Here is a 21,968-nt window from a genome sequence, read left to right as displayed (position 1 = left end):
ATAGATGGACAAAATCCACTTACACGCCATCGGCTGCGTTCAGAACTGTACACTAAAGCCATTAAACCGGTGGATTCCTGTTCCGAAATGATCAAGTCCTTGCTCTTGCAGATATACCGCCGCACGCTTCGCTTCTTGAAGAATCTCAGGTTCCAGTCCAAGCGTATAATGAGAGCCGTATACTTTGCGGACGCCGCTAATCTCTGAAATGCGTATCAGGGAACGCGTCAGATCAGCGGGATTCGTGGAAGGGTAGAAGGCGTAGACGGGCATGGTGTCATAAAGCAGATCGCCGCTGAACAGGAACCCCCGCTGATTGTCAAAAAAGCATAGATGGCCTGGCGAATGCCCGGGCGTATGATATACCGTGATCATCCGCCCGCCGCCCAGGTCAACCGTATTCCCGTCATGCAGCAATCCTGCCGGTTCCCCTTGAAAAGGTGTGTAGGTAGAGGGATCGAACCCCTCAGGTGTCTGGCGTGTGATATCCCGGCCGATATTCTGCCTAATCTGCTCCAGGGACAAGCCTTGAATACCGTGGATTAACCAGTGCTGATCTTCTTCATGCACCAGAATCCGCTCGAATTCCCCATGATTGCCTATATGATCAGTGTGAACATGAGTAGTAAGGACATCTATGGGCAGCCTGGTTAGCTGGCTGGTGATGCTGCTGATATTCCCTATGCCAAGCCCGGTGTCGATTAGTGCAGCTCGGTCTGCTCCGAGTAACAGGAAGGAATGTACCTGTTCCCAATGACCGTATTCGCTGATGGCGAAGGTTGAATTATCGATTGCTGTAACTGTGAACCAAGGATCGTTCATTACACATCCCTCCAATAATTAAAGATACTGTATATCTGGCTGATTCTACAAGATAAACAAAAAAACCTGCAAGCTCCCATTCGGAGCTTGCAGGCACCTGAATAAACCAAGAGCTACAACCGGAACGAAGACACCGTGCTCTGCAGCTCCTCAGCCAGGCTGGCCAGGGACTGGGCGGAAGAGGCGGTCTCTTCGCTGCTGGCGGCGGACTGCTGGGTGGTGGCGGAGATGCTCTCCACGGCAGCGAGGACGTTGGTGGACTGCGCGGCTTGTTCTTCGCTGGCGGCGGCGATTTCGGAGATTTTCTGGCCGGCGTTGTTGACCATCGTCACGATCTGATGAAAAGAAACGCCGGTCTTCTGCGACAGCTCCGCACTCTCCTGCACAGCGCTCACGCTGTAGCGTGTATTCACCTGCATCCCCTTGATGATGCTGGTGATCTGCTTGGTGGCCTCGCCGCTGCGCTCGGCCAGCTTGCGAACCTCGTCGGCCACCACCGCGAAGCCGCGGCCCTGTTCCCCCGCTCTGGCGGCTTCAATGGCGGCATTCAGTGCGAGCAGGTTGGTCTGATCAGCAATATCCTCGATGACATCGATAATCTCGCCGACCTTCTGCGAGTCCTCCTCAAGCTTGGCCATCTGCCCGCTGACAGCCTGCATGCTCTCCATCGACTCCTGAATAATGCTGTTCCCGTTCTCGGCAATGGTTACCGTCTCATCGGAGATCACCGAGGCCTGCTCGGTATTCTGGGCTACAGAGTGGATCGCACTGGAGAGCTCTTTGAATAACTCGCTGATGGTTCCGGCATCATCCGCTGTGGTTGTGCTGCCGCTTGCCACCTCTTGCGTACTGGCGGAGATCTCCTCGGCGGCGGCCGACAGGCTCTGGGAATGCAAGAGGATAGAGCCCACTGTCCGGCGGAGGCTAGCGACCATCTCGTTCACCTTGGCAGCCAGGATGCCGATTTCATCTCTGGTGTCGATATCGGATTGGCTGCGCAGGTCACCGTCAGCCACCTTCGAGAGCACCTTGACAACCTTCGCCAGCGGATTGGAAATAATCCGGGAGATGACATACCCTAGCAGGATACACAGAATGACCGCACCGATAATGATGCTGAGGGTAATATTACGTGAAGAGCTATAGAGTGCAGCTCCATTCTGTCTGGCCTGATCCGCTTCCTTGGTGTTGGTGAGAATTAGCTCGTTCAGAATATTCTTCAAGGTGTCGCCTTGGTTGTTAAGCGTACTGCCACGCAGCATCTCCAGCAGCTTCTCGTCCTGACCGGTCAGGGAGAGGCTGACAAGAGAATCGTAGGTGAGCAGATAGTCATTCCATGCCGCCTCAAAAGGGGCGATAGCTTGAACCGAATCCGCGCTCAGCTTGGTTTTGCGGAAGGCTGCGATGTTATCGAGTACGTTCTGCTTCTCTTTTTTATAATCATCCACCCGCTGCTGGCGTTCCTCAGGGGTCTTCTTAATGTACAGATCCCTGACGATAACGCGCATGACAGAGAAGCTGTTCTGTGAGCTTTGCAGAGAGGAGACGGGAACCAGGTTATTCACATACATGTCGTCCAGACTGTTATTAATTGAGCCGAGGTTGCTTAGCCCATAGAGGCCCACGAAGGAAAGAATGACAGCGACGGCCAGGAAGGACGAGATTAATTTCACGCTTGTTTTTAGATTATAGAACCATTTCATACCTGTTTCCCCCAGTAAAGATGATTTTGTTAAGCGAAAACTCCCGTAGTCAAAAATAAGCTGGCTATGTCTATGATCAGTGCGATATTTCCGTTTCCCAGGATAGTAGCTCCTGATATATTCTCAGTCTTGCCCATGTAGGAGCCGAGTGATTTGATCACGATATCCTGATTGCCGATAAGTGTATCTACGGCCAGTGCCAGCCGTTTCTCTCCCCGCCCCACGATGATCAGCGGAATGGATGCTGCGCTGCCGCCCGCGCTTGCGGGCAGCCGCAGAATATCCTGCAGCCAGACCACCGGTACGAGCTGACCCCGTGCGGTAATGACAGGCTGGCCCCGGACAGAGCTGATCTCCTCTGGAGCGGCGCGGACGATCTCAGCCACACTGCTCATGGGAATGACGAAGGTGGCTCCCCCGGCATGAACGAGAAGACCCCGGATGATGGCGAGCGTCAAGGGCAGGCGGATTCGAAAGCGGGTGCCTTGCCCCCGGGTGGTCTCAATATCGATCATGCCGTTAATCCGTTCAATGTCATTGCGGACGATATCCATCCCGACTCCGCGGCCGGAAATATCGCTGATCTGCTGGGCTGTGGAGAAGCCGGGCCGGAAAATAAGCCGCAGTGCCTCATCCTCAGTCATCCCGCCGGCCTCTTCTGCCGTAATGATGCCCTTCCGCAGAGCAGACTCTGCAATCAGGCCGGAGTCGATCCCGGCTCCGTCGTCCTCGATGACCAGGATGACCTGGTTGTCCTCGTGGGAGGCAACGACGCGTACGGTTCCGGTCTCGCTTTTGCCGGACTTGCGGCGGATTTCCGGGGTCTCTATGCCGTGATCGACGGCATTGCGCAGCAGATGGATCAGCGGGTCGCCAAGCTCCTCAATGAGCGTCCGGTCCAGCTCCGTCTCTTTGCCTTCAAGGACCAGCTCAACCTGCTTGTCCAGGGAGCCGGACAAGTCCCGGACCATGCGGGGGAGGCGATTGAACAGCTGCTCTATTGGCAGCATCCGCACCTTAATCATGCTCTCCTGCAGCTCGTCTGTAATCATAGCCAGATGGTCGGCAAGCTGGCCGAGCTCCTCTGTCAGATCATTGGTTCCGTACTGCTGGTGGAATCTGCGGTTCAGCAGATGGAACCGGGTCTGGTCGATGACCAGCTCACCCGCCAGGTTCATCAGCTTCTCCAGACGCTCCACCTGGACGCGGATCGTTTGCGGTTTGGTTTTGTCAGAGGCAGGCGGCAGAGATTCGGGTACCTCCGGGAGCTCCCGGCTTCCCGTCTCCGGATGGGGCGGTCTCACGAATTCACCGGGACGCGGAGAATCGTTCAGCACTTCTTCTATGTATATACGATCAACATCCATGATGGATAAGATCTCCTGACGGAACTCCCCGATATCAATCTTGGGCGATAGTAACCAGGACGCCTCGTCAATCCGGCTGTCGTGGTCCTCTATCGCTTCCAGCTCCGGCTTCATGCGCAGGACTGCGGCGACACTCCTCAGCTTGGCATCGATCAGGTGAAGACGGGGCAGCTTCATCTCACAGCCGGGAGAGAGCCACACATGCACCCAGAACAGCTGGAGGGGCAGTTCGGTCTGGCTTGTCTGCTCAGCAGAGGCCTTATGCTCTGGCTTCTGCAGCTCCTCCGCTGCGAATGCGCTTAGCTGCTGAACCAGACTGGCCACATCTGTGCTCTCCTGATCCGTAGCGGCGATCTCGCTCTGCAGTGCGCGCATGCTATCCAGCGCTTCGAAGAACAGGCGGATCAGCTCCGGCGTGACTGTCCGTTCCCCGCCCCGCATCTGATGAAGCAGATGCTCCAGATGATGCGTGACCTCCTTCAGCCCGTTGTAGCCCATAGAGGCCGAGGAGCCCTTAAGGGTATGGGCCGCCCGGAAGAACTGCTGAATGCCGTCTTCTGTCTCCCCGGCCTGCTCCAGTCTGAGCACCTCATCCTCGATCAGCTGTAGCTGGTCCTCCAGCTCCTCCAGAAAAATCCCTCGGTATTCCGATAAATCAACCATGGTTCTCCTTCTCTCCGTGTAGCCTTTGTTTAGTCGCGCAGCAGGATCTCATCCAGCCGAAGAATACCGACCAGCCCGGAAGAAGAGAAGCCTACTCCGTTGAAGAAGGAGCCGCTGATTCCGGAGATGCTGCCCTGTGCAGGCTGAATATCGTTGAAGGTCGTCACTTTATTCACGTTGTCGACAATGACGCCCAGGGATTCCTCCTGGTGATGGACCACCAGAATACGTGTGTGTTTGGTCGGCTCCACTTCTTCCATCTGGAGCAGCACTCTAAGGCTGAGCACGGGCACAATTTTTCCCCTGAGATTGATAATGCCCTTAACATAGTGACGGCTGCTGGGGATCTCTGTTATTTCCTGCATTCTTATAATTTCATGGACATCTGAGATCGGGATTGCGTAATGCTCGTGTTCTATCCCGAATTCAACATATTGTTTCTGCAAAACGGTCTCCATAGTTACCCTCCGGCTTCTCATAGTACTTAGCTGGCCCGCAGCTGCTATTCTGTCTTACGTCTCCCTTCTGAGTTCTTCGCGTTACCTTCTGCTGATCTTGTGTGTTCCTGTCTTTAGTCATCCTTGTGTGATAATGGGACAAAATACCACAAAAATGTCGTACAATATCACTTATGCGACATGTCTAATCCTGAGGAGTGATGAAAAAAGAATGAGTCAGACCGAATTTAGCCGTACGGCGCTCAGCTTGGTGCACCCGGAAGAGGGCTACCTAAGCGATGATCAGATTGTTCAGATGTTTATGGCTACCTGCTGTACGAATGTTAATACAGGTCGAAATTATAAGCGGGCGATTGCTGATTTCCGCAGATTTATTGCAGGCACCTCTTTGCGGGCAGTGAGCTGGAGGGAGATTGAGGCGTATAAGATTTTCCTGACGCAGGGGGGCTACAGCTATCAGAGGCAGCTGGCACCGGCAAGCATAGCGGCATTCCTTGCGCCGTTGAAGTCTTTTTATAAATGGGGGAGTGACCAGCACATAGGGATCTTTGCAGTGAATCCGACCTCCTCGGTGCGCATCCCCAAAATAACCGTGACCAGCCGCAAAAACTTCCTGACCAAACGGGAGGTGGGAGAATTACTGAATGTACTGGAGAAGCAGGGACTGCGCAATTATCTGATCGGGCTGACGCTGGTGGTGCTGGGTCTGCGGGTATCGGAGCTGACAGCAATGAAGTGGGGAGACTTCCATAATGATCTGCTGGAGACCTCGGTCTGGCTGACCGTGGAGAACGGCAAGGGGGGCAAGCCCAGAGAAATCAAGGTTCCGCCGACCCTCTGGCAGCTGTACTCCAAGTTGTCTGATACCCTGCCAAGGAAGGAAGAGCTAACTCCGGAGCAGAGGATGTTTCCGTTATCTTCAAGGCAGGTGGAACGGATTATTAAGAACGCCGGAGCCGCCAGCACGATTGAGAAAAAGCTGACACCGCACTGGCTGCGGCATACGAATGCCACACTGGCCCTCCTGCAGGGAGCGTCACTTCAGCAGGTTCAGGAATCGCTGGGACATTCCCACATCAATACCACCCAGCGGTATCTCCACACCGTTCAGCAGATTCAAAAGGCTGCCCCGGATTTTGTAGAGGACAGCCTGCGTACGTTTATTCAATAGATTGAATTCGACAAAAATTGCAAAGACATGAAATGAACATTATTGTGGAAGCGGAGGGGCTGATCCGGCGAAGTTTCTATACAGAAGTTAGGAAATGACCTATAATAAACGCATTGCTGCTTAATTATGCGCAAGTATGCATAGTTTCTCTTGTTTTGCTCCAAAAAAGTCGCATAAGTGATATTGTACGACAAAAAACGTCAAAGTATACATACTGACTTAACTTCAAGTGGTTTATTGCACTCAAATCCGGCACTTGTGCCGTAAATCCCGCGTATGCCCAATAGAAAGTTTAGACTCCGCCCATGCGCGGGGTTTTTTTGTATGGATACCGAAATCATAAAAATAGCAGACGTTTTCTATTGACAGTGAAAAGCACAGGTCATATACTGTGTATATAGATATATACAGTAAGCACACATAGATACACAGTGAAGTTGGCTGATCTGCCACCGACGGACTTTCAAGACAAATAAAGCGAGGTTAGAAGTTATGACAACATTCAAGCAAGCATGGGTCATCGTACGCAGCGAATTCCACGGTGACCGCTGGAAGCTGCTGTGGGCGCTGCTGTTCTCGCTCCTGTTCATGGGATATTTTGCTGCACTGTCAGGAATGGTCATCGACGATACGCTGACAGGACATGATAAGCAGCTGCTCAGCGATGTTCTGATGGTTACCATGATGCTTATGCTCACGATCACCTTCTCCCGGCGGACAATGAAGTATATCTCAGAGGATTCCTACACCCGGATGCTGGCGTATATGCGGGCGTTGCCGGTACCTGTAGCCGCTGTTCTCTGTAAAAGAAAGCTGGACACCCTGTTCGCCGTTGTCATGAACGGCACGCTGTACTTCAGCCTGATCTATCTGTTCAGCCCTGGAATACGCGCGGAATTGCCGCCTGCTTCGTATCTGGCTTTTGCCTTTACCTGGATCGCCTACAGTCTGATTGTCGCAGGCATTTACATTATCATCGAGTTCTCGGTCAGCGGCGTCATGTACTTCTGGATCATCTCATCCGTTATGCTGCTGGCGCTGGGCGTGTCCGGTCTGGTCTATCTGGCTGGAGGCAATATACTGCTCGCCACGGTCGCTGTATCCAAGGAGTGGGGCCTATTATCTCCCCTGATGTGGGGAACGCTGGTACTTGGCGTGTTATCGGTTCAATTATTCTCCAAATGGACGATTCACCGGCTGAAGAGCCGTGATCTCGTATGAGACGGGGCAAGGCGTTCATCCGGGGACCGGGCCTGGAAGGCAGGTGTAAATGATGTGGATACCTATACAAATTAATGAGAACAGCGCAGAGCCGCTGTACCATCAGATTGAGACGCAGCTCAGAGCGCTGATTATCTCAGGTGCGATTACAGAAGGGACGCTGCTTCCTTCCATCCGCGAATTCGCGGGTGAGCTGAAGTGCAGTGTCATTACGGTCCGCCGTGTCTATCAGGATCTGGAGAACGAAGGGCTGCTGCGTACCCGGCAAGGGACGGGCACCTTCGTGTCCCATATCGGTACCGGGGCCATGGAGGACTATAAGCAGGAGACCGTCCGCAAGGCGCTGGAGAGTGCCGTGGAGGCGGGACTATCCGTCCAATGCAGCGAAGAGGAACTGACCAGGCTGTTCACAGAGATTGTGAAGAGCAAATACTGGAAGCAGGCAGAAAGAGGGGGAAGCTGATGGGCCAGCAAGCTATAGAACTGCGGGATGTTTGCAAGAAGCGGCGGAACAAAACCATCGGGCCGATGAATCTCCGGCTGCCGCAAGGATATATTACAGCGCTGGTGGGCCAGAACGGCGCGGGCAAAAGCACGCTGCTGAATATGCTCCTGCAGCTGATTTTGCCGGATGAAGGGGAGATCCGCTGGTATGAAGAGACTTACCGCGGCGTGCTGCCGATGAAGCTCCGGCAGACCATCGCTTACGTGCCGGAGATGCCCCAGCCTGAGGAGAACTTCTGGACGCCTGTTGAGGCGGCTGCCTTCCGCAGCCACTGGTATCCTTCCTGGGACCAGAGCTATTTCGAGGAGCTGATCCAGAGGTTTGAAGTGCCGCAGAATGCCAGGCTGGGTAAAGTATCCAAGGGGGAGCGCCGCAAGTTCGAGCTTGCCGCGGCCCTTGCGGCGAAGCCCCGGCTGCTGCTGCTGGATGAGCCGTCTTCGGGCTTGGACCCATTTGCATGGAAGACCATGATTGATACGCTGCAGAACTACATGGAGGAGCACGAGGCGACGATTGTCATCTCGACCCATATTGTGGATGAGGTGCGGCGGCTGGCCGATTACATCGTGCTGATGCACCAGGGGCAGCTGCTGGGAATGGCCGAGAAGGACAGCCTGTTCGGCTCATGGACTGAGATATGGGTTCAAGTCGAAGGGGCGCAGGAGCTGGAGGAGCTGGCAGCCGAGCTGCCTCAGGCGCTGGAGCTGAAGCTCGAGACGCCGGGTGTGGCTTCCTTTTTAACCCAGCCAATTTATCTGTATGAGAAACGCATTCACGATTTGGGCGTAAAGGTAATCAAGAGCCGCAGCCTGGAGCTGGATGAAATCCTAAGCTTATGGACCCGGGGACATCGTCCGGTTCTGATCGACCAGAAGAGAGGGGAATAAGAATGGAAGCATTGCAGTTGAAGCAGGTAGTGAAGCAGTACGGTGAGAAGACAGCCGTCAACGGAATCAGTCTAAAGGTAGAGCAAGGCGAGATTTACGGTCTGCTGGGTGCCAACGGTGCCGGCAAAACAACGACCATGCGCATGGTGCTCGGCCTGATCTATCCCGACGAAGGGAGCATCCTCTATAACGGCAAGCCGTATAGTAAGGAACTTCAGCATCTGACCGGCTATCTCCCGGAGGAGCGCGGGCTGTACCCGAAGGTCAAGGTCAGCGACCAGATTATCTATCTGGCCCGGCTGCGCGGGATGGCTGCCAGTGAGGCGGATAAGAGCCTGAAGTACTGGCTGGAGCGGTTCGATGTTCCGGAATACTACAATAAGCGGATTGAAGAGCTGTCCAAGGGGAACCAGCAGAAAATGGGCTTCGTTGCTGCCGTGGTCCACAAGCCGGAGATCCTCATTCTGGATGAAGCCTTCAGCGGACTTGATCCGGTCAATGTGGAGCTGCTGAAGGATACGGTCAAAGAGCTGCGGGATCAGGGAACCAGTATTCTGTTCTCCACACACCGCATGGAGCATGTCGAGGAATTATGCCGCAACATCACGATTCTTGACCGCTCGAACACCGTAGTTCAGGGAGATATCCGTGAGATCAAGAAGGGGTATCCGCGGGAGCATGTCGTGCTGCGCACCGCCGGGGAAGTGAACGGGCTGGCGGAGATTGCCGGTGTTACCGGAGTGGAGCGGCAGGAGCGCGGATATGTGTTGACCATCACTGACCTGGGAGCGGCACAGCGCATTCTGCAGCTGGCTATGGCTCAGGGCGAGGTCGAGCACTTCGAGATTAAGGAACCGACGCTAAACCAAATCTTTATCAGAGCGGTGGGTGAATCCAATGAATAAAATGGCAACCATTATCGGCTTCACATTCAAGAACAAGGTAAGAACGAAATCTTTCATGATTACCACCCTGATTCTGGTGCTTCTGCTCAGTATCGGGATGAATATCCCTTATCTGATCAAGGTGTTCAAGGGAGAAGACGGTGCCAAGGACGCGACCCAGATCGGAGTCGTTGCCGAGCAGGGCTTCCGGCCTGCCGAGCTGCTGCTCGCTTATACTCCGCCGGCTGAAGCCGAAGATAAAGTCGTATTTACCGCTTATCCTTCCGCTGAGGATGCTGCGCTGAAGCAGGGGCTGGAGGATGAGAAGATCGAGGGGTATCTCACCTTTGCCGCAGAGGGCAGTGAAGGCGTACCTCCGGTAACGTACCACAGCAAGGACGGAGACATCAGCAGCAATCTTAGAACCAATCTGCAAGCCGCTCTGCAGCAGGTGAACACCGGGCTGATTGTCGGCGATAAGCTGACCGAGAGCCAGGTGGCGGCAATCTTCGCTCCGGTGTCGATTGATACCGCGCAGCTAAGTACGGACGGGGCTGCAGGCGGCACAGACCAAGTTCGGGATAAACCGCCCATTAACTATGTTGTGGTCTATATCCTGCTGATTCTGTTCTTCATGTCGGTGATGATGACCGGCAATATGATTTCAGCCGAGATTACCTCGGAGAAAAGCTCGCGCATTATGGAGATTCTCATCACCAGCGCCTCGCCGCTAACCCAGATGTTCGGCAAGGTCATCGGAATCTTCCTCGTCGGCCTGATGCAGATCGCCATTATCTCGGCTGCCATCGCCGCCAACCTGATGCTGCCGCATAATTCCACGATCCTGAGCGATTTCGATCTGAATCTGGGACAGCTTAATGTCAGCATGATCGTCTATGGCTTCATCCTGTATATCCTGGGCTACTTCCTGTACGCCCTGATGTATGCCGCTGTCGGCTCGATTGTCAGCCGGACAGAGGATCTGGGGCAGGCCGTGATGCCAGTCATGATGCTGGGCTTCGTCAGCTTCTATCTGCCGCTGTTCAGTATCTCGAACCCGGATACGCTGCTGGTGAAGGTAGCGAGCTTCGTACCATTCACCTCCTCACTGAGCCTGCTGCTCCGTATCGGGGTCGGAGAGGTCGCCGTCTGGGAGATCATGGTCTCGCTGGCAATCCTGCTGGCGACAACCTTCCTCTTCGGCTGGCTCGCCGCCAAGATCTACCGCACCGGCGTCCTGATGTACGGCAAGCGCCCTAGCATCAAGGAGATCAGAAAAGCGATGAAGGCTTATAAAATCTAGGATTATATACAAAATAAAACCTGCTAAGGAGTGTCTAACATGATTAAAAAACAATTCAAAAGCCAACTGGTTTCCCCGCTGTTCCTGGCCTCACTCGCAGCCATTGCTGCCAGCCAAGTGATTCAGCCTAACACAAGCAACTTGATGGATTTCTCGCAAGGCTTGCTGTTAGGCATGGGCCTTGTAGGGATGCTGATGACGATTGTGACCCTGGGTAAATCTAAGAAACGCAGCGAATAAGACGAAGTTGTAGCCATGATATATAAAGCGCGCAACAACAAAACACCCATCCGCCCCCCTAGAGGCAGATGGGTGTTTGCTATACACCATTATTTTTACGAAAGTCAGAAGGGTTAACTCCTGTCCATCTTTTGAATTGTCTGCTGAAGTGGGAGAGGTTCTTGTAGCCTAGACGGTTTGAAATCTCATTTAAAGATATTCTGGGCTGCTGGAGTAATATTTTGGCTTCCTGCAGCTTTAAGTCTGACAGATAGGTACGGGGCGACATTTTATATATTTTTTGAAATACCTCAAGTCCGTAGTTGGGGCTGATCCCAAGCGCAGCGATGATGGGCTGGATGTGAATGGTGTAATCTGAATTTCCCTGGGTGCAATTTTTCTTGAAAGCCCGCTTGATGGCTTCGGCAATTTCTTTGGCGTATTTCGCAGTGGTCATGGACTGCTTAGCACGTATCTCCGTCTGGACCGGCTGGATATCTATCAGCACCTCCAATAATTCGAATAGGACCATTTGTGCTTTTAGCTTCGCTTTGGTGAACGACAACTCAGGCTCATGCAGAATATCTATCCATTTTTGAAGGCACTTTTTCAGCTTAGGATGATACGAACTGGAGGGCGTATAGACCCAGTCGCAGTTTTTCATGATTTGCATCCGCAAGGAGGGCTCGTCTATATCGAAATGAGCACAAAAATAAGTCATCGATGCAGCGGAAATGCATTTATTCGTATGCTCGAACCCGGGCGGAATCAGCAGAATATCATCACGGTTCACAACGAATTGTTCATAATCCATCCTTGTCTCCTGAGTCCCATCCAGCACAATTAGAATCTCAAAGGCATGGTGGGATTCTGTCGTCATGCTCCAATCGGCAGGAACGGTCTGTGTATGTGCGCCAAAAAAGCGTATATTCCAATCAATGCGCGGCAACAGCAGCGTCTGTGCACCTGTGAGATAGCTATTCATCTGTTCCAATTTGCAGCACCTGCCTTTGATTTGGGTAAATCTAGCCGTAATCATCCCATCGCATAAGTACGTTACTAGTTATTATAATATACATAGACAACAGGAAAAGGGTAAATAATATGGCTAAACAGCGAAGGGAAGCAAATCAATGACGAAGATTAATAATCCTATAATCCCTGGAATGGCACCAGATCCCTCTATTATTAGAGTAGATGATGTGTATTATATTGCGACATCTACGTTTCATTGGAATCCCGGCATTCAAATTTTCAAGTCAAACGATTTAGCGGATTGGGAGTTGACGGCCTTTGCCCTGAATAAAGGGGAAGTGAATCTAAGAGGCACAAATACTCCAGCCGGGATCTGGGCCCCGCATCTCTCCTACGATTCCAGGACGAATCGGTACTGGTTAGCCTATTCACATATGTTAAACATGGCAGGCCGTGAATTTAACTCGGATTCCTATGCCATGTGGGCAGAAGATATCCAGGGACCCTGGTCGGAGCCCATCTATCTGACATCCATCGGTTTCGATCCGGCGCTCTTTCATGATGAAGACGGCAAACACTATGTGTCCATTCTTGAATGGGAGACCCGTGAAGGGTATCAGGCGCCTGGACATATTGTGATCGCTGAATTTGATTTGAATGTGGGGAAGATCGCTGGACAATGGCACCGGGTGACGCAAGGCTTCACCAGCCGCGGCTGTGCGGAAGCACCGCAGATCTATAAATATAGAGATATGTACTATCTGCTATTAGCAGCTGGCGGAACGGGTTATGCTCATGGTGTGGAGCTGGGACGTTCGGAGAATATTTTTGGCCCCTATGAAGCGCATCCGTCGGGAGAGCCTATTATCACTTCCTCGCCGCGTCATCTATTCTCACTGGGCAATCCGGATGCCGGGCATTTTGAGATGTATAATCCAGGTTCAATCATGCAAAAAGCAGGTCACGGCTCATTAGTTCAAACCCAAACAGGCGAATGGTACATTGCCCATTTAATGTCACGGCCTGTGGAAGGAACGCTTTTAAACCCATTAGGCCGTGAAACCTCTATACAGAAAATGCATTGGACAGAGGACGGCTGGCTGGAAATGAAGGACGGATCGAATGTAGCCAAAATGGAGGTTGAGGGGTTAACAGGTGTTGAACTAGAGGGGGACAGACTCTCTCATGACGTATTTGATGATTTTAACCGGGAGCACTATGATCTTCACTTTCTGACTCCATACCGGGACCAGCAAGCAGCATGGGTGAATACGGTTGAACGTCCCGGTTACTTGCGCATTCATGGAGAGAATTCTTTCTTCTCGCAGATCAATCCGGCGATGTTGGCCACACGTGCTACCTCCCTTCATTATGAAGTTCAGACCAAGGTGGAGTTTCATCCCGATCATTACTCGGAAACGGCGGGGATGGGGCTATACTATGATTCGAATAATTGGCTGTACGTTCACTTGACCCACTCCGAATCAAAGGGCACTGTTCTATCTGTGCTGCAGGCCAAGCTGGGGGAACGCACCGAGCGGGTCCACCATTACATTCCTGTCCCTGAAGACACAGCGGAGCTCAAGCTGATCTATCATTCAGGCATCGCGAGTATCCATTACCGTTTCGGGGATAACGGGGATTGGCAAGCTTTTATAGAGAATATCGATGCACTCTATCTGTCGGATGAAGGCGTGAACGGGGAGCCGGGGGAGATTGGCGGATTTACAGGCTTGTTCAATTTCATCGGTTCGGTTGATGCCCACCAGCATGACTCCTTCGCTGATTTCGAGTACTATAGAGTGAAGAATTACTAACAGGAGTGGTGAATGGTTGTGAAGAAAAGCAGACAAACCCCCGTGCTGGTCGCGGCCTCTATCCTGCTCATTATTGTCAGCAGCCTGATCCCCTCGGATCAGTCGACATGGCTGGGGGCGTTACAGACCCTAATGCTGGGAGCCGGATTACTCGGCTGCTGTATGGCTTTTTGGCGGTTTGCCAAGGGCGGCAAGGGTGGTAAGAGCGGGAAAGGCAAGAGCTGAGTTCTATGTAATGAACAGTTGGCGGAGACAGGATCGGTTCATGGGATGGTTGAGCTATGAAAGGTGAGCCAGGCACAGTATGGGTGCGTGATGGCGCTGAGAGTCAAGGACTAAGTCGCGGCGGATGCTGCGGCTTTTTTTGATATGCTGTGGGGTCCCGCAAAGTACCTCAGTCATCATCGAAGCCAGAGCCCCATTTTGAGGGGCGGATTTTGTTTTGTAGGCGGACTCAGAGGCCTTTATTTTGTGAAAAAGACCGATTATCTCCCCGTTGCGGACTGAGAGGACGTTAACGGGCTGTTTGGAGCACCAAATGAGGCAGAATGGGTTAATTAAGCGCCTCTCAGTCCGCATGGTCTTCAGAATAGTCTCATTTGCCGAAATAGCGGATTTGTAGTCCGCCGCCCGCCCTCTCCTTCTGCCGCATCCGTATCCTAACTCCGCCACATCAGACTCCTTCTGCCGCATCCGTATCCTAATTCCGCCACAGCCAACTCGTTCCGCCGCACTCATTCCTGTATCCCACGAATCCCGCGTTATTCCCGGTCTCATCCCGCCGAAGGGCGGTGGACCGCAGGCAAGGCCGAATGTGCGGCTGCCATCTGTTCGCGTATTCCTCTAAGCCGGGCCTTCAGCTCGGGGATGCTGCACTCCAGGATCTGGCTGATGTCGGGCAAGGGGAGCTGGATGCCGTACCATAAGGCACTGGCAACGTGATCGTCCCAGTTGAGCACAGAAGCGGAGCGGCTATGGTTCCGCGCGAGCGCGGCACATTGGCGGATGCACTCTCTGTAAGCAGACGCAGCAGCGCTGTCTCCAGTGAGGCTGCCCTTCAGCCACAGTGGATGGAGGGCAGCGAAGGTGGCGGTGGTTGCTTGTTCGGCGCGGGCGCCTTTGTCCAGCAGCAGGCAGCTAAGCGCATAGACGGGACCGCTATATTGCTGGGTGTAGTGGTTGAACCCGGCAGCAGCTGTCAGTTTGGGCGGTAAGGGGTCAGGCATGTGGTCACGTTCCTTTCAGAATCTATACTGTGCAGTTCATTCCAGCGCGCAAAAAACCGCAGGCAGAGGAGGACCTCTGCCTGCGGTTGTGGGTAACAGGGCGTAAGACGCCTGGCACAAAAGCTTGGCGGATCAGGACTCTCTCCTTACGCTTACGAGGTTAGCTGTCGGATTCGGACGGTGAGAGTCGCCCTACCTGCCGGAGACCTGCGCGTGGCATTCTCCTTCGGATTCACCCCAAGTCGGCCTGACGGCCGGATGGTTCCCCCGTTTTCCACAAGACGGAAATTCAGCGTGCATGCATATGCTCATTTTCATGAATGCATTCATTTGCTTTCAACACGAATCATACTCTCTTCGGAGGGGGTTTGTAAAAATGGAAAAGAGTGCTATTCGCCTTGTTTTCAGCAAATGCCTGAATAGCTGCGCATAGGAAAGCCAAAACACCTATATGTAGCAGATTATCCGCCATTTATCTCGCTCAAGCGCTGTTTTTTATTTTTGGCAGACGGCGGTGGGGATGAAGGCCCCTTGTATTAGACTACCACCACAGCGGAACCTTCTGATTCTTCCAGGCAATAATCCGCTTCACCTCACGAACGGCTCCTGTTGTAATCTCATAGCCGCTACGCTCGGTGGCATGAAGGTCCAGGAAATGCAGCATCCCTCCATAAGTCCCCACGGCCAGCAATGTCTCATCCGCATTGACAGCTAAGCCTGATATAGTGCTTCCGGCATAATAACGCCACAGCTCCCGCCCCTCTAGGTCAATGAGCGTCAAGTAGCCATAGGCGTCGCCAATGACAACACCGTCCTTCAGCGCTGCCGCCGCATATACCCGGGCCTCCTCGTTGACAAGCGGATATTCCTGATCTGGCAGAAGCTTGCCTGCTTCCGCATCTTCAAGGGACACGGCGAGGGTAACGCCATTATAGAAGTGGCAGGCATTGTACCATACGCTATGCTGGTCCTTCGTAAATATAGTATAGTGCGGGTAGCTCGATTCCGGATTGAATAAGTGAACCTGTCCTGAAGTTGTGTCATATAAAAGATGGTCGCTGCCCTGGCTGCCGTAGGCAATCCATCTTCCGTCCGGTGAGACGGCACCATGCGGCATGTCAATTTCAATATGCTCCATCTCATCTGCTTTATATTCTTCGAGATCAGGATGCAGCAGCTTCACCTCCCAGGGCTTATCCAGCGCTTGCTGGACCAGGAAAATTCCCTGGCTCGTAACAAGCAATAACGCCCCGCCCCCGTTAAAAGGAATGATCTCCTCCAAGGGTAACTCCTGGTCCAGGCTGTCTAAGTTCAAAACAGTAAAGTCCGGGTCCAGCGCTTGAATCGTTCCATTTAGCTCACGCCATGAAAGCTCGGCAACGACCTCTCCCTGCAACTCGCTGTTCATGGATTGCATAATGGTAATGCCTTGAGTTCCGGCGAGCGCATAGAACTGATTATCAGGAGATGCCCCAACCAGGCTAAACTCGTCGAATACGGAAATAACATCCTTATGCACAGCCACAACTGCATTCTTCTCCCAGGGTGAGCCTATGCTGAACACCACAGCATCATCACTGATGAAATGGATACCGCGAACCGCCTGCATCTCCTTCTGAAAGTGGCCGGAGAGCGGCCACGTTGCCGCCGGCAATTGCGCCCGCAGCTCAGCAATTTCACCATGCTCATTAGCTCCCCGAATCATCTTATAGATTGTGGCGGCGAGGGCCCCGCGTGTATCCTCTGCCGGTTCATCTCCCGCCTTGTCCCAGCCTTCAGTCAGTCCCTTATGTACGAATTGATTGACGTCGCTCGCATAACGCTGTCCTTCTTCACGCCATTTGGCGGCCTGCTCATCTTGTAGCCAGTTCAATTAATCAGTCCTCCTGTTCCTCCAGATATATATAAATATACATATTTTACATCAATGAATCGCAAAAAAAAGGTGCTGCTCCTGTTGAGAGGACAGCACCTTTGTGTATATTACAGAACAGCAGCATCCATAAGCTTCTGGAGCTCAGGAAGATTGAAGCCCTTGACTGCCCGGTCCCCGGATACGGTGACCGGAATGCCCATGAAGCCCAGCTTCTCCACTTCCTCCTGATAGACGGAGCTTGTCATCACTTCCCGCACCTCGAAGGGAATGCCTTTGCTCTCCAGCAGCTGCTTGACCTGATTGCATTCGCTGCAACCGGAGGTCGAGTAGACAATTACGTTCCCGCTCATTGTTCCACTGCTTCCTTTATCGCTTTTTGGGTAATCTTCCAGTGTGAGGTGTTCCAGCGGACTTGGCTGTCCTCCAGCAGGAAGATTTGCGGGGATTCATGCTTGATTCCGAAATCCTCGGCAATCTGATTGGAGACAGGACGGTCTTCGATTACATGGACAACGGCGGCAGGAGTATCTGAATGCTGTGCATAGGCCTGGAATTCCTCGTTGGCCTTGGCGCTGATCGGGCAGGTGGTGCTGTGCTTGAAGAGCAGTTTTTTGCCAGGCTGCCCGATATATTGCTGTAATTCTTCCTTAGTGTGAATTTGTTGAATAGACATCGGAGGATCACCTTCCTGGGTAAGAGTTAATGAAACCTGTTGTCAACAATTGTGTTGTTAACAACTATTAATCTTGATTGTAGCATAGTTCAAAATTAAAGCAAAAATAAAGTTCAGCTTAGCCCGCCCCTCCCTTGCAGGATGTTGTTAACGGCCTCAGGCCATGCTAATGTGAGAGGGATGAACCTAGGCTCGGTGCATAATCATGCAGATATGAGGGGGGAGCTCATGAAAAGGGTTGCTTGTGTTACCGGTGCTGACCGTGGACTGGGATTGTGCCTCGTTCGATCTCTTTTGGAGAGTAAGTACATGGTGTTTGCCGGACAGTATTTGCCGGACCTTGCGCTACTTGAAGCTTTGAAAGCGCAATACCCGGATAGCCTGAGGATGGTCCCTCTTGATATCGGCAATGCAGGGAGCGTAAAGGAGGCGGCACGGAGTATTGCCGGAAGTACAGGGCACCTTGATATGATAATCAATAACGCGGGGATTATCCACCGGTCGGATGATGCAACGGTGCTCGTGGATATGGATGATGAAGCGATGGCGGAGATCTATAACGTGAACACGCTGGGTGCGCTGAGGGTAAGTAATGCATTAATGGGCTTACTGCTGCAAGGCCGCCAGCGTCTGGTGGTTAATATCTCGTCGGAGGCCGGAAGCATCGGACGGAACAAGCGGATCAATATGTATGGCTATTGTATGTCCAAGGCCGCGCTTAATATGCAGTCTTCGCTGCTGCACAATCATCTGCGTGCGATGGGCGGACAAGTGCTGGTCTTCCATCCCGGCTGGCTGCAGACCTATATGAACGGGGAGAAGGATGCGCAGGCGTCTGTAACTCCTGAAGAATCAGCAGGCAAGATTATGACGATCGTTCATAACCATAAGATGTATCTGGCTGAAGAACCGGCTTATATCGATCTGGACGGCAATCTCTGGCCCTGGTGATACGAACATTCAGACAGGCTATCTTGGCAAAAGAGAGGTGTGTACATCATGTCTTCATACAAAGCACTGGCGTTCGGCAGCTATACCGAAGTGAAGTATCATCCCTTCGAGGGAGTGGACCGTGAACTGGAGCAGCTCCTTGAGCCTGAGCTCCAGGTGGTCTCTACGGAGGATTATGGACGGATGAACCGGGCAGAGCTGGCAGAGTGCAGCCTGGTGATCTCCTATACGGAGTTCTCCGAGGAGCAGATACCCCCTGCACAGAGCGGGGCCCTGCTTGCTTATGTGGCTGGCGGCGGCGGGCTGCTTGTCGTGCACAACGGCATATCCCTGCAGCGCAATCAGGAGCTTGGGGCGATGCTTGGTGCCCGGTTCACCCACCATCCGGCATTCTCAGCGCTGCAGATGAAGGTGGCAACGCCGGAGCACCCGATTATGCAGGGGGTCTCTGATTTTGTGATAGAGGACGAGCCTTACTATTTCGAGCAGCATCCCCACTTCAAGACAACGGTGCTGGCCGAATATCCGCATGACGGGGCGATGAGACCGGCGGCATGGTGCCATCCCTTCGGCGAAGGACGGGTGGTCTATCTGATGCCTGGGCACCATTTGCCTTCCTTCTCCTCAGAGCCGCTGCGCCGGATGATCCGCAGAGGCGGATTGTGGGCTGCCGGAATGCTATAGTGCGTGTCGTTAACGGTAAAAGGCAGGATACCGCTTGGATAACATGCGGCGTCCTGCCTTTGTGTATATGATGTATGGGATGATCAGCTATGATGCCTTATTTCAGGGGTTCAGCATCAGCAACAGGGATGACCTCGTTCTGATGAAGAGCCTCCAGTACCTCTGCCCGCAGCGCACCGGTGAAGGCGGCCCAGACTTTTTTGCCGACATCCAGTTCTTCGCGTCCAATCGATTGCAGCGTCTCCAGCCATACCCGCTTGTCATTAATGAGTCCGAGCTGTTCCTGAATGTCCTTATAGAAGGCTTCATGGGCGTGGAATTTCTGATCCAGCGCAAAAGCAGCCGCATTCGCCGTATACCGCAGTTCCTTGGCGGCGATCCGCAGCTCATGCAGGGCTTCGAAGGCTTCCTGCGATTCGGCTGCCGGACCCTTGAACAGGGTTTTGCAGGCTTTTTTCTTCTGTTCAAAGGCGACTTCAAGCTCGCGCATGGCGATATTGGCGTCTTTTTTGGCAGCGAGGGGTTCTAGCCCGGTCTTGATAAAAGATGTCCACAGCGCTTCGAGCGCTTGGCCGGACAGCTTGGGCAGTGCCTTCTTCAGCTTCTTGCGGGCGGCCTTCCGCGTATCCTTCTGGTGTTCGATTACCGCCTTCAGCAGCTTGGCAGTCTTCTTATCGCCCGCCGCCTCTGCCGCCTTGCGCCGGGCCTCAAATGACCCGATCAGCACATCTGCATCACGGACTCTGCCGAGCTTCTTCTGGGCTTGCTTGAAGCTGTCGTACAAGTCTGCTGTTGCAGTATGGCCCGGATCAAGAATGGACAACAGGGTCAGCAGCTTGCGGCTATTGACTCTGGCCTGATGAATATCCTCATCGTTGAATCCTTTCCGTGCATCCTTGCTGTAGTCCTGAAAATTAATGTACAGCTTATTCATGGCCTGTTCCCATTGCCTGGATTTACTTAGTTGCCTGTCCTTTGCCTGTGGTTCGGTTGTCATGCAGCATCACTCCTAGAGGTTGTCTATAGCATGAGCTTATGCGCGAATCTTATGGCTGGTATATTCTTCTGTACTACATTAAGGATAACGGGTTCGCTCCGCCATTTCAAATTTGTACGGGCATACGCTGGCGGTTGTACGGTGCGGGGAGAGATCGGTTACAATGTGAATAGTTAACGGAGTTAAGATCAGCGCAGGTCTTATAGATAGAAAGGGGAATCAGCATGCGGAGTGAACCTTATGATGTACTGGAGAACGGGGCGGCGGGAAGGCTGCCGGAGCAGATGGTCCTCTTCACACATACCGGCGGTGAGGCTGGGGAAGAAGGGAGAGAGGGGGGGAAAGGAGGAGGGGCATCTGCTGAGGATATGCTGATTCCGTTCGCTTTTGAAGAGGTGCTGTGCCGGGATGTCGGGGCCGGGAGGGTCCCGCCGGTGCTGCATCTCTGGAGCCACCCCGGCGGGGTCGCACTGGGGCTGCGGGACAGCAAGCTGCCCCGCGCAGCAGAGGCGATGCAGGTGCTGGAGCAGCAGGGCATCCGTACGGCAGTCCGCCATTCGGGCGGGGCTGCGGTGCCGCTGGATGCGGGAGTCATCAACGTGTCCCTGCTGCTGCCGAAGCCTGCGGGCAAGCTGGACTTCCACGATGATTTCCGGCTGCTGGCCTCGGTCATTACCGAAGCGGTAGCGGCGGGCTATCCGCAGGCAGCGGCGCAGATCCGGGCGGAGGAAGTCATCGGGTCGTATTGCCCCGGTGACTTCGACCTGGCGATCGGCGGCCGCAAGTTCTGCGGCATCGCCCAGCGCAGACAGAGCAGCGCGTACTTCGTCCACGCGTTCGTGATTGTGTCCGGCTCGGGGCGCGCGCGCGGAGAGCTCGTCCGCCGTTTCTATCAGGATGCAGCGGACGGCGGTGCTTCCCTGGACTATCCGCGCGTGCGGCCGGAGACCATCGGCGCGCTCGCAGAGCTTGGCGGCCCGTCTTCGGCGGCCGAGTTCACCGCGGGTATCCGGCAGGCGCTTGCCGGCCGGGGAACCCGCCTGCTGCCTGCGGAGCTGCTGCAGCAGAAGACAGGCTACAGCCTGCGGTACAGCGACCCGCAGGTGCTTGAAGCAGCGCGTATGCTGCGCGAGAGGTACGCCCGCTGAGGCGGGCGGCTTCTGGCGGCAGCTGGTGGCGGGCTGTATGCTGAAAACAGCATACAATGGGCAGGCTGGGGTGCGCGCGGCCCGAATGTAATCGAAAAACCGATCACATTCGGCGTGCCGGAAGCGCGTGGGGCAAATGTAATCGAAAAACCGATCACATTCGGCGTGCCGGAAGCGCGTGGGGCAAATGTAATCGAAAAACCGATCACATTCGGCGTGGCGGAGGCGCGTGGGGCAAATGTAATCGAAAAACAGGCATGACAAGACAGAGACCTTGTCACCCCCAGGAATGAAAATAAGTGGGTGGCATCCGTCGCATCCATTCTAAAAGAGGCTGTAGTCGTCAACACTACATATACAAATCAAAGGGCGGAAACGGTTACTGGGATACACCCCGTGCGAAAAACTGTTCTATTGC

The 21,968-nt window shown here is 53.5% G+C and carries 23 protein-coding genes and 1 riboswitch; of the genes, 13 read left to right on the top strand and 10 right to left on the bottom strand.

Translation table 11 applies throughout. The annotated features are described in order from the left end of the window. Positions 1-39 precede the first annotated feature (39 nt). The 4 genes from NSU18_RS16930 to NSU18_RS16915 all read right to left on the bottom strand — a co-directional run bounded on the left by NSU18_RS16930 (position 40) and on the right by NSU18_RS16915 (position 5,013). The gene (locus NSU18_RS16930) at positions 40-822 is read right to left on the bottom strand and encodes an MBL fold metallo-hydrolase (RefSeq protein WP_341014848.1); all 783 of its coding nucleotides are present in this window, start codon (positions 820-822) and stop codon (positions 40-42) included. Positions 823-935: 113 nt separating this feature from the next. After that, a complete protein-coding gene (locus NSU18_RS16925; RefSeq protein WP_341149612.1) occupies positions 936-2,525 on the bottom strand; it encodes a methyl-accepting chemotaxis protein in 1,590 nt (529 codons plus the stop codon). A 29-nt stretch (positions 2,526-2,554) separates the two neighbouring features. Then, positions 2,555-4,555, bottom strand: a complete 2,001-nt coding sequence (locus tag NSU18_RS16920; RefSeq protein WP_341149611.1) for a chemotaxis protein CheA — start codon at positions 4,553-4,555, stop codon at positions 2,555-2,557. 29 nt (positions 4,556-4,584) lie between these two features. Further along, on the bottom strand, positions 4,585-5,013 hold the full coding sequence (locus NSU18_RS16915) for a chemotaxis protein CheW (protein ID WP_341149610.1): 429 nt from the start codon (positions 5,011-5,013) through the stop codon (positions 4,585-4,587). Between the two features lie 211 nt (positions 5,014-5,224). On the opposite strand from NSU18_RS16915, the gene NSU18_RS16910 reads away from it, so the two are divergent. The 7 genes from NSU18_RS16910 to NSU18_RS16880 all read left to right on the top strand — a co-directional run bounded on the left by NSU18_RS16910 (position 5,225) and on the right by NSU18_RS16880 (position 11,224). After that, on the top strand, positions 5,225-6,184 hold the full coding sequence (locus NSU18_RS16910) for a tyrosine-type recombinase/integrase (RefSeq protein ID WP_341014843.1): 960 nt from the start codon (positions 5,225-5,227) through the stop codon (positions 6,182-6,184). Between the two features lie 492 nt (positions 6,185-6,676). Next, positions 6,677-7,405 (top strand): hypothetical protein, encoded by a 729-nt coding sequence (locus NSU18_RS16905; RefSeq protein WP_341149609.1) that lies wholly within the window; start codon positions 6,677-6,679, stop codon positions 7,403-7,405. Positions 7,406-7,457: 52 nt separating this feature from the next. After that, positions 7,458-7,868, top strand: coding sequence for a GntR family transcriptional regulator (locus NSU18_RS16900; protein ID WP_341151058.1), 411 nt, complete (start codon positions 7,458-7,460; stop codon positions 7,866-7,868). Next, positions 7,868-8,797 (top strand): ABC transporter ATP-binding protein, encoded by a 930-nt coding sequence (locus NSU18_RS16895; RefSeq protein WP_341014840.1) that lies wholly within the window; start codon positions 7,868-7,870, stop codon positions 8,795-8,797. Before NSU18_RS16900 ends, NSU18_RS16895 begins: the two co-directional genes overlap by 1 nt. A gap of 2 nt (positions 8,798-8,799) precedes the next feature. Next, on the top strand, positions 8,800-9,702 hold the full coding sequence (locus NSU18_RS16890) for an ABC transporter ATP-binding protein (RefSeq protein ID WP_341014839.1): 903 nt from the start codon (positions 8,800-8,802) through the stop codon (positions 9,700-9,702). Next, entirely contained in the window at positions 9,695-10,984 is a 1,290-nt protein-coding gene (locus tag NSU18_RS16885; RefSeq protein WP_341149608.1) for an ABC transporter permease, read from the top strand. The genes NSU18_RS16890 and NSU18_RS16885 overlap by 8 nt, the downstream gene beginning before the upstream one ends. Before the next feature lie 39 nt (positions 10,985-11,023). After that, complete coding sequence (locus NSU18_RS16880; RefSeq protein WP_341149607.1) at positions 11,024-11,224, top strand: hypothetical protein; 201 nt, start codon at positions 11,024-11,026, stop codon at positions 11,222-11,224. 79 nt (positions 11,225-11,303) lie between these two features. Here the strand turns inward: NSU18_RS16880 and NSU18_RS16875 are convergent, their stop codons facing one another. After that, positions 11,304-12,188: an AraC family transcriptional regulator gene (locus NSU18_RS16875; RefSeq protein WP_341151057.1), complete on the bottom strand. Its 885-nt coding sequence runs from the start codon at positions 12,186-12,188 to the stop codon at positions 11,304-11,306. Between the two features lie 148 nt (positions 12,189-12,336). On the opposite strand from NSU18_RS16875, the gene NSU18_RS16870 reads away from it, so the two are divergent. Together NSU18_RS16870 and NSU18_RS16865 are read left to right on the top strand one after the other, a co-directional pair. Next, entirely contained in the window at positions 12,337-13,995 is a 1,659-nt protein-coding gene (locus NSU18_RS16870) for a family 43 glycosylhydrolase (protein ID WP_341149606.1), read from the top strand. 18 nt (positions 13,996-14,013) lie between these two features. Continuing rightward, positions 14,014-14,220, top strand: coding sequence for a hypothetical protein (locus tag NSU18_RS16865; RefSeq protein ID WP_341149605.1), 207 nt, complete (start codon positions 14,014-14,016; stop codon positions 14,218-14,220). Between the two features lie 548 nt (positions 14,221-14,768). Here the strand turns inward: NSU18_RS16865 and NSU18_RS16860 are convergent. The 4 genes from NSU18_RS16860 to ytxJ all read right to left on the bottom strand — a co-directional run bounded on the left by NSU18_RS16860 (position 14,769) and on the right by ytxJ (position 17,770). Then, positions 14,769-15,221: a hypothetical protein gene (locus NSU18_RS16860; RefSeq protein ID WP_341014830.1), complete on the bottom strand. Its 453-nt coding sequence runs from the start codon at positions 15,219-15,221 to the stop codon at positions 14,769-14,771. A gap of 135 nt (positions 15,222-15,356) precedes the next feature. Further along, a riboswitch (cyclic di-AMP (ydaO/yuaA leader) is annotated at positions 15,357-15,526 on the bottom strand. Positions 15,527-15,762: 236 nt separating this feature from the next. Continuing rightward, entirely contained in the window at positions 15,763-17,094 is a 1,332-nt protein-coding gene (locus tag NSU18_RS16855) for a WD40 repeat domain-containing protein (RefSeq protein ID WP_341149604.1), read from the bottom strand. Positions 17,095-17,204: 110 nt separating this feature from the next. Further along, the gene (locus tag NSU18_RS16850) at positions 17,205-17,447 is read right to left on the bottom strand and encodes a glutaredoxin family protein (RefSeq protein ID WP_341149603.1); all 243 of its coding nucleotides are present in this window, start codon (positions 17,445-17,447) and stop codon (positions 17,205-17,207) included. After that, on the bottom strand, positions 17,444-17,770 hold the full coding sequence (gene ytxJ / locus NSU18_RS16845) for a bacillithiol system redox-active protein YtxJ (RefSeq protein ID WP_341014825.1): 327 nt from the start codon (positions 17,768-17,770) through the stop codon (positions 17,444-17,446). The genes NSU18_RS16850 and ytxJ overlap by 4 nt, the downstream gene beginning before the upstream one ends. Before the next feature lie 180 nt (positions 17,771-17,950). Between ytxJ and NSU18_RS16840 the strand changes: the two genes are divergently transcribed. Continuing rightward, on the top strand, positions 17,951-18,721 hold the full coding sequence (locus NSU18_RS16840; RefSeq protein ID WP_341151056.1) for an SDR family NAD(P)-dependent oxidoreductase: 771 nt from the start codon (positions 17,951-17,953) through the stop codon (positions 18,719-18,721). A 48-nt stretch (positions 18,722-18,769) separates the two neighbouring features. Then, positions 18,770-19,405: a ThuA domain-containing protein gene (locus NSU18_RS16835; RefSeq protein ID WP_341149602.1), complete on the top strand. Its 636-nt coding sequence runs from the start codon at positions 18,770-18,772 to the stop codon at positions 19,403-19,405. 97 nt (positions 19,406-19,502) lie between these two features. On the opposite strand, the gene NSU18_RS16830 is transcribed toward NSU18_RS16835, so the two are convergent. Next, complete coding sequence (locus NSU18_RS16830) at positions 19,503-20,402, bottom strand: CHAD domain-containing protein (protein ID WP_341149601.1); 900 nt, start codon at positions 20,400-20,402, stop codon at positions 19,503-19,505. A gap of 224 nt (positions 20,403-20,626) precedes the next feature. Here NSU18_RS16830 and NSU18_RS16825 point away from each other — a divergent pair, with 224 nt between their 5' ends. After that, the gene (locus NSU18_RS16825; protein WP_341149600.1) at positions 20,627-21,550 is read left to right on the top strand and encodes a lipoate--protein ligase family protein; all 924 of its coding nucleotides are present in this window, start codon (positions 20,627-20,629) and stop codon (positions 21,548-21,550) included. A gap of 114 nt (positions 21,551-21,664) precedes the next feature. Then, positions 21,665-21,811 (top strand): hypothetical protein, encoded by a 147-nt coding sequence (locus NSU18_RS16820; RefSeq protein WP_341149599.1) that lies wholly within the window; start codon positions 21,665-21,667, stop codon positions 21,809-21,811. Positions 21,812-21,968 lie beyond the last annotated feature (157 nt).

The sequence above is a fragment of the Paenibacillus sp. FSL H8-0048 genome (assembly GCF_038002825.1).
In the GTDB taxonomy this organism is placed as follows: domain Bacteria; phylum Bacillota; class Bacilli; order Paenibacillales; family Paenibacillaceae; genus Paenibacillus_AQ.
This window is presented reverse-complemented; position numbering and strand designations above follow the sequence as displayed.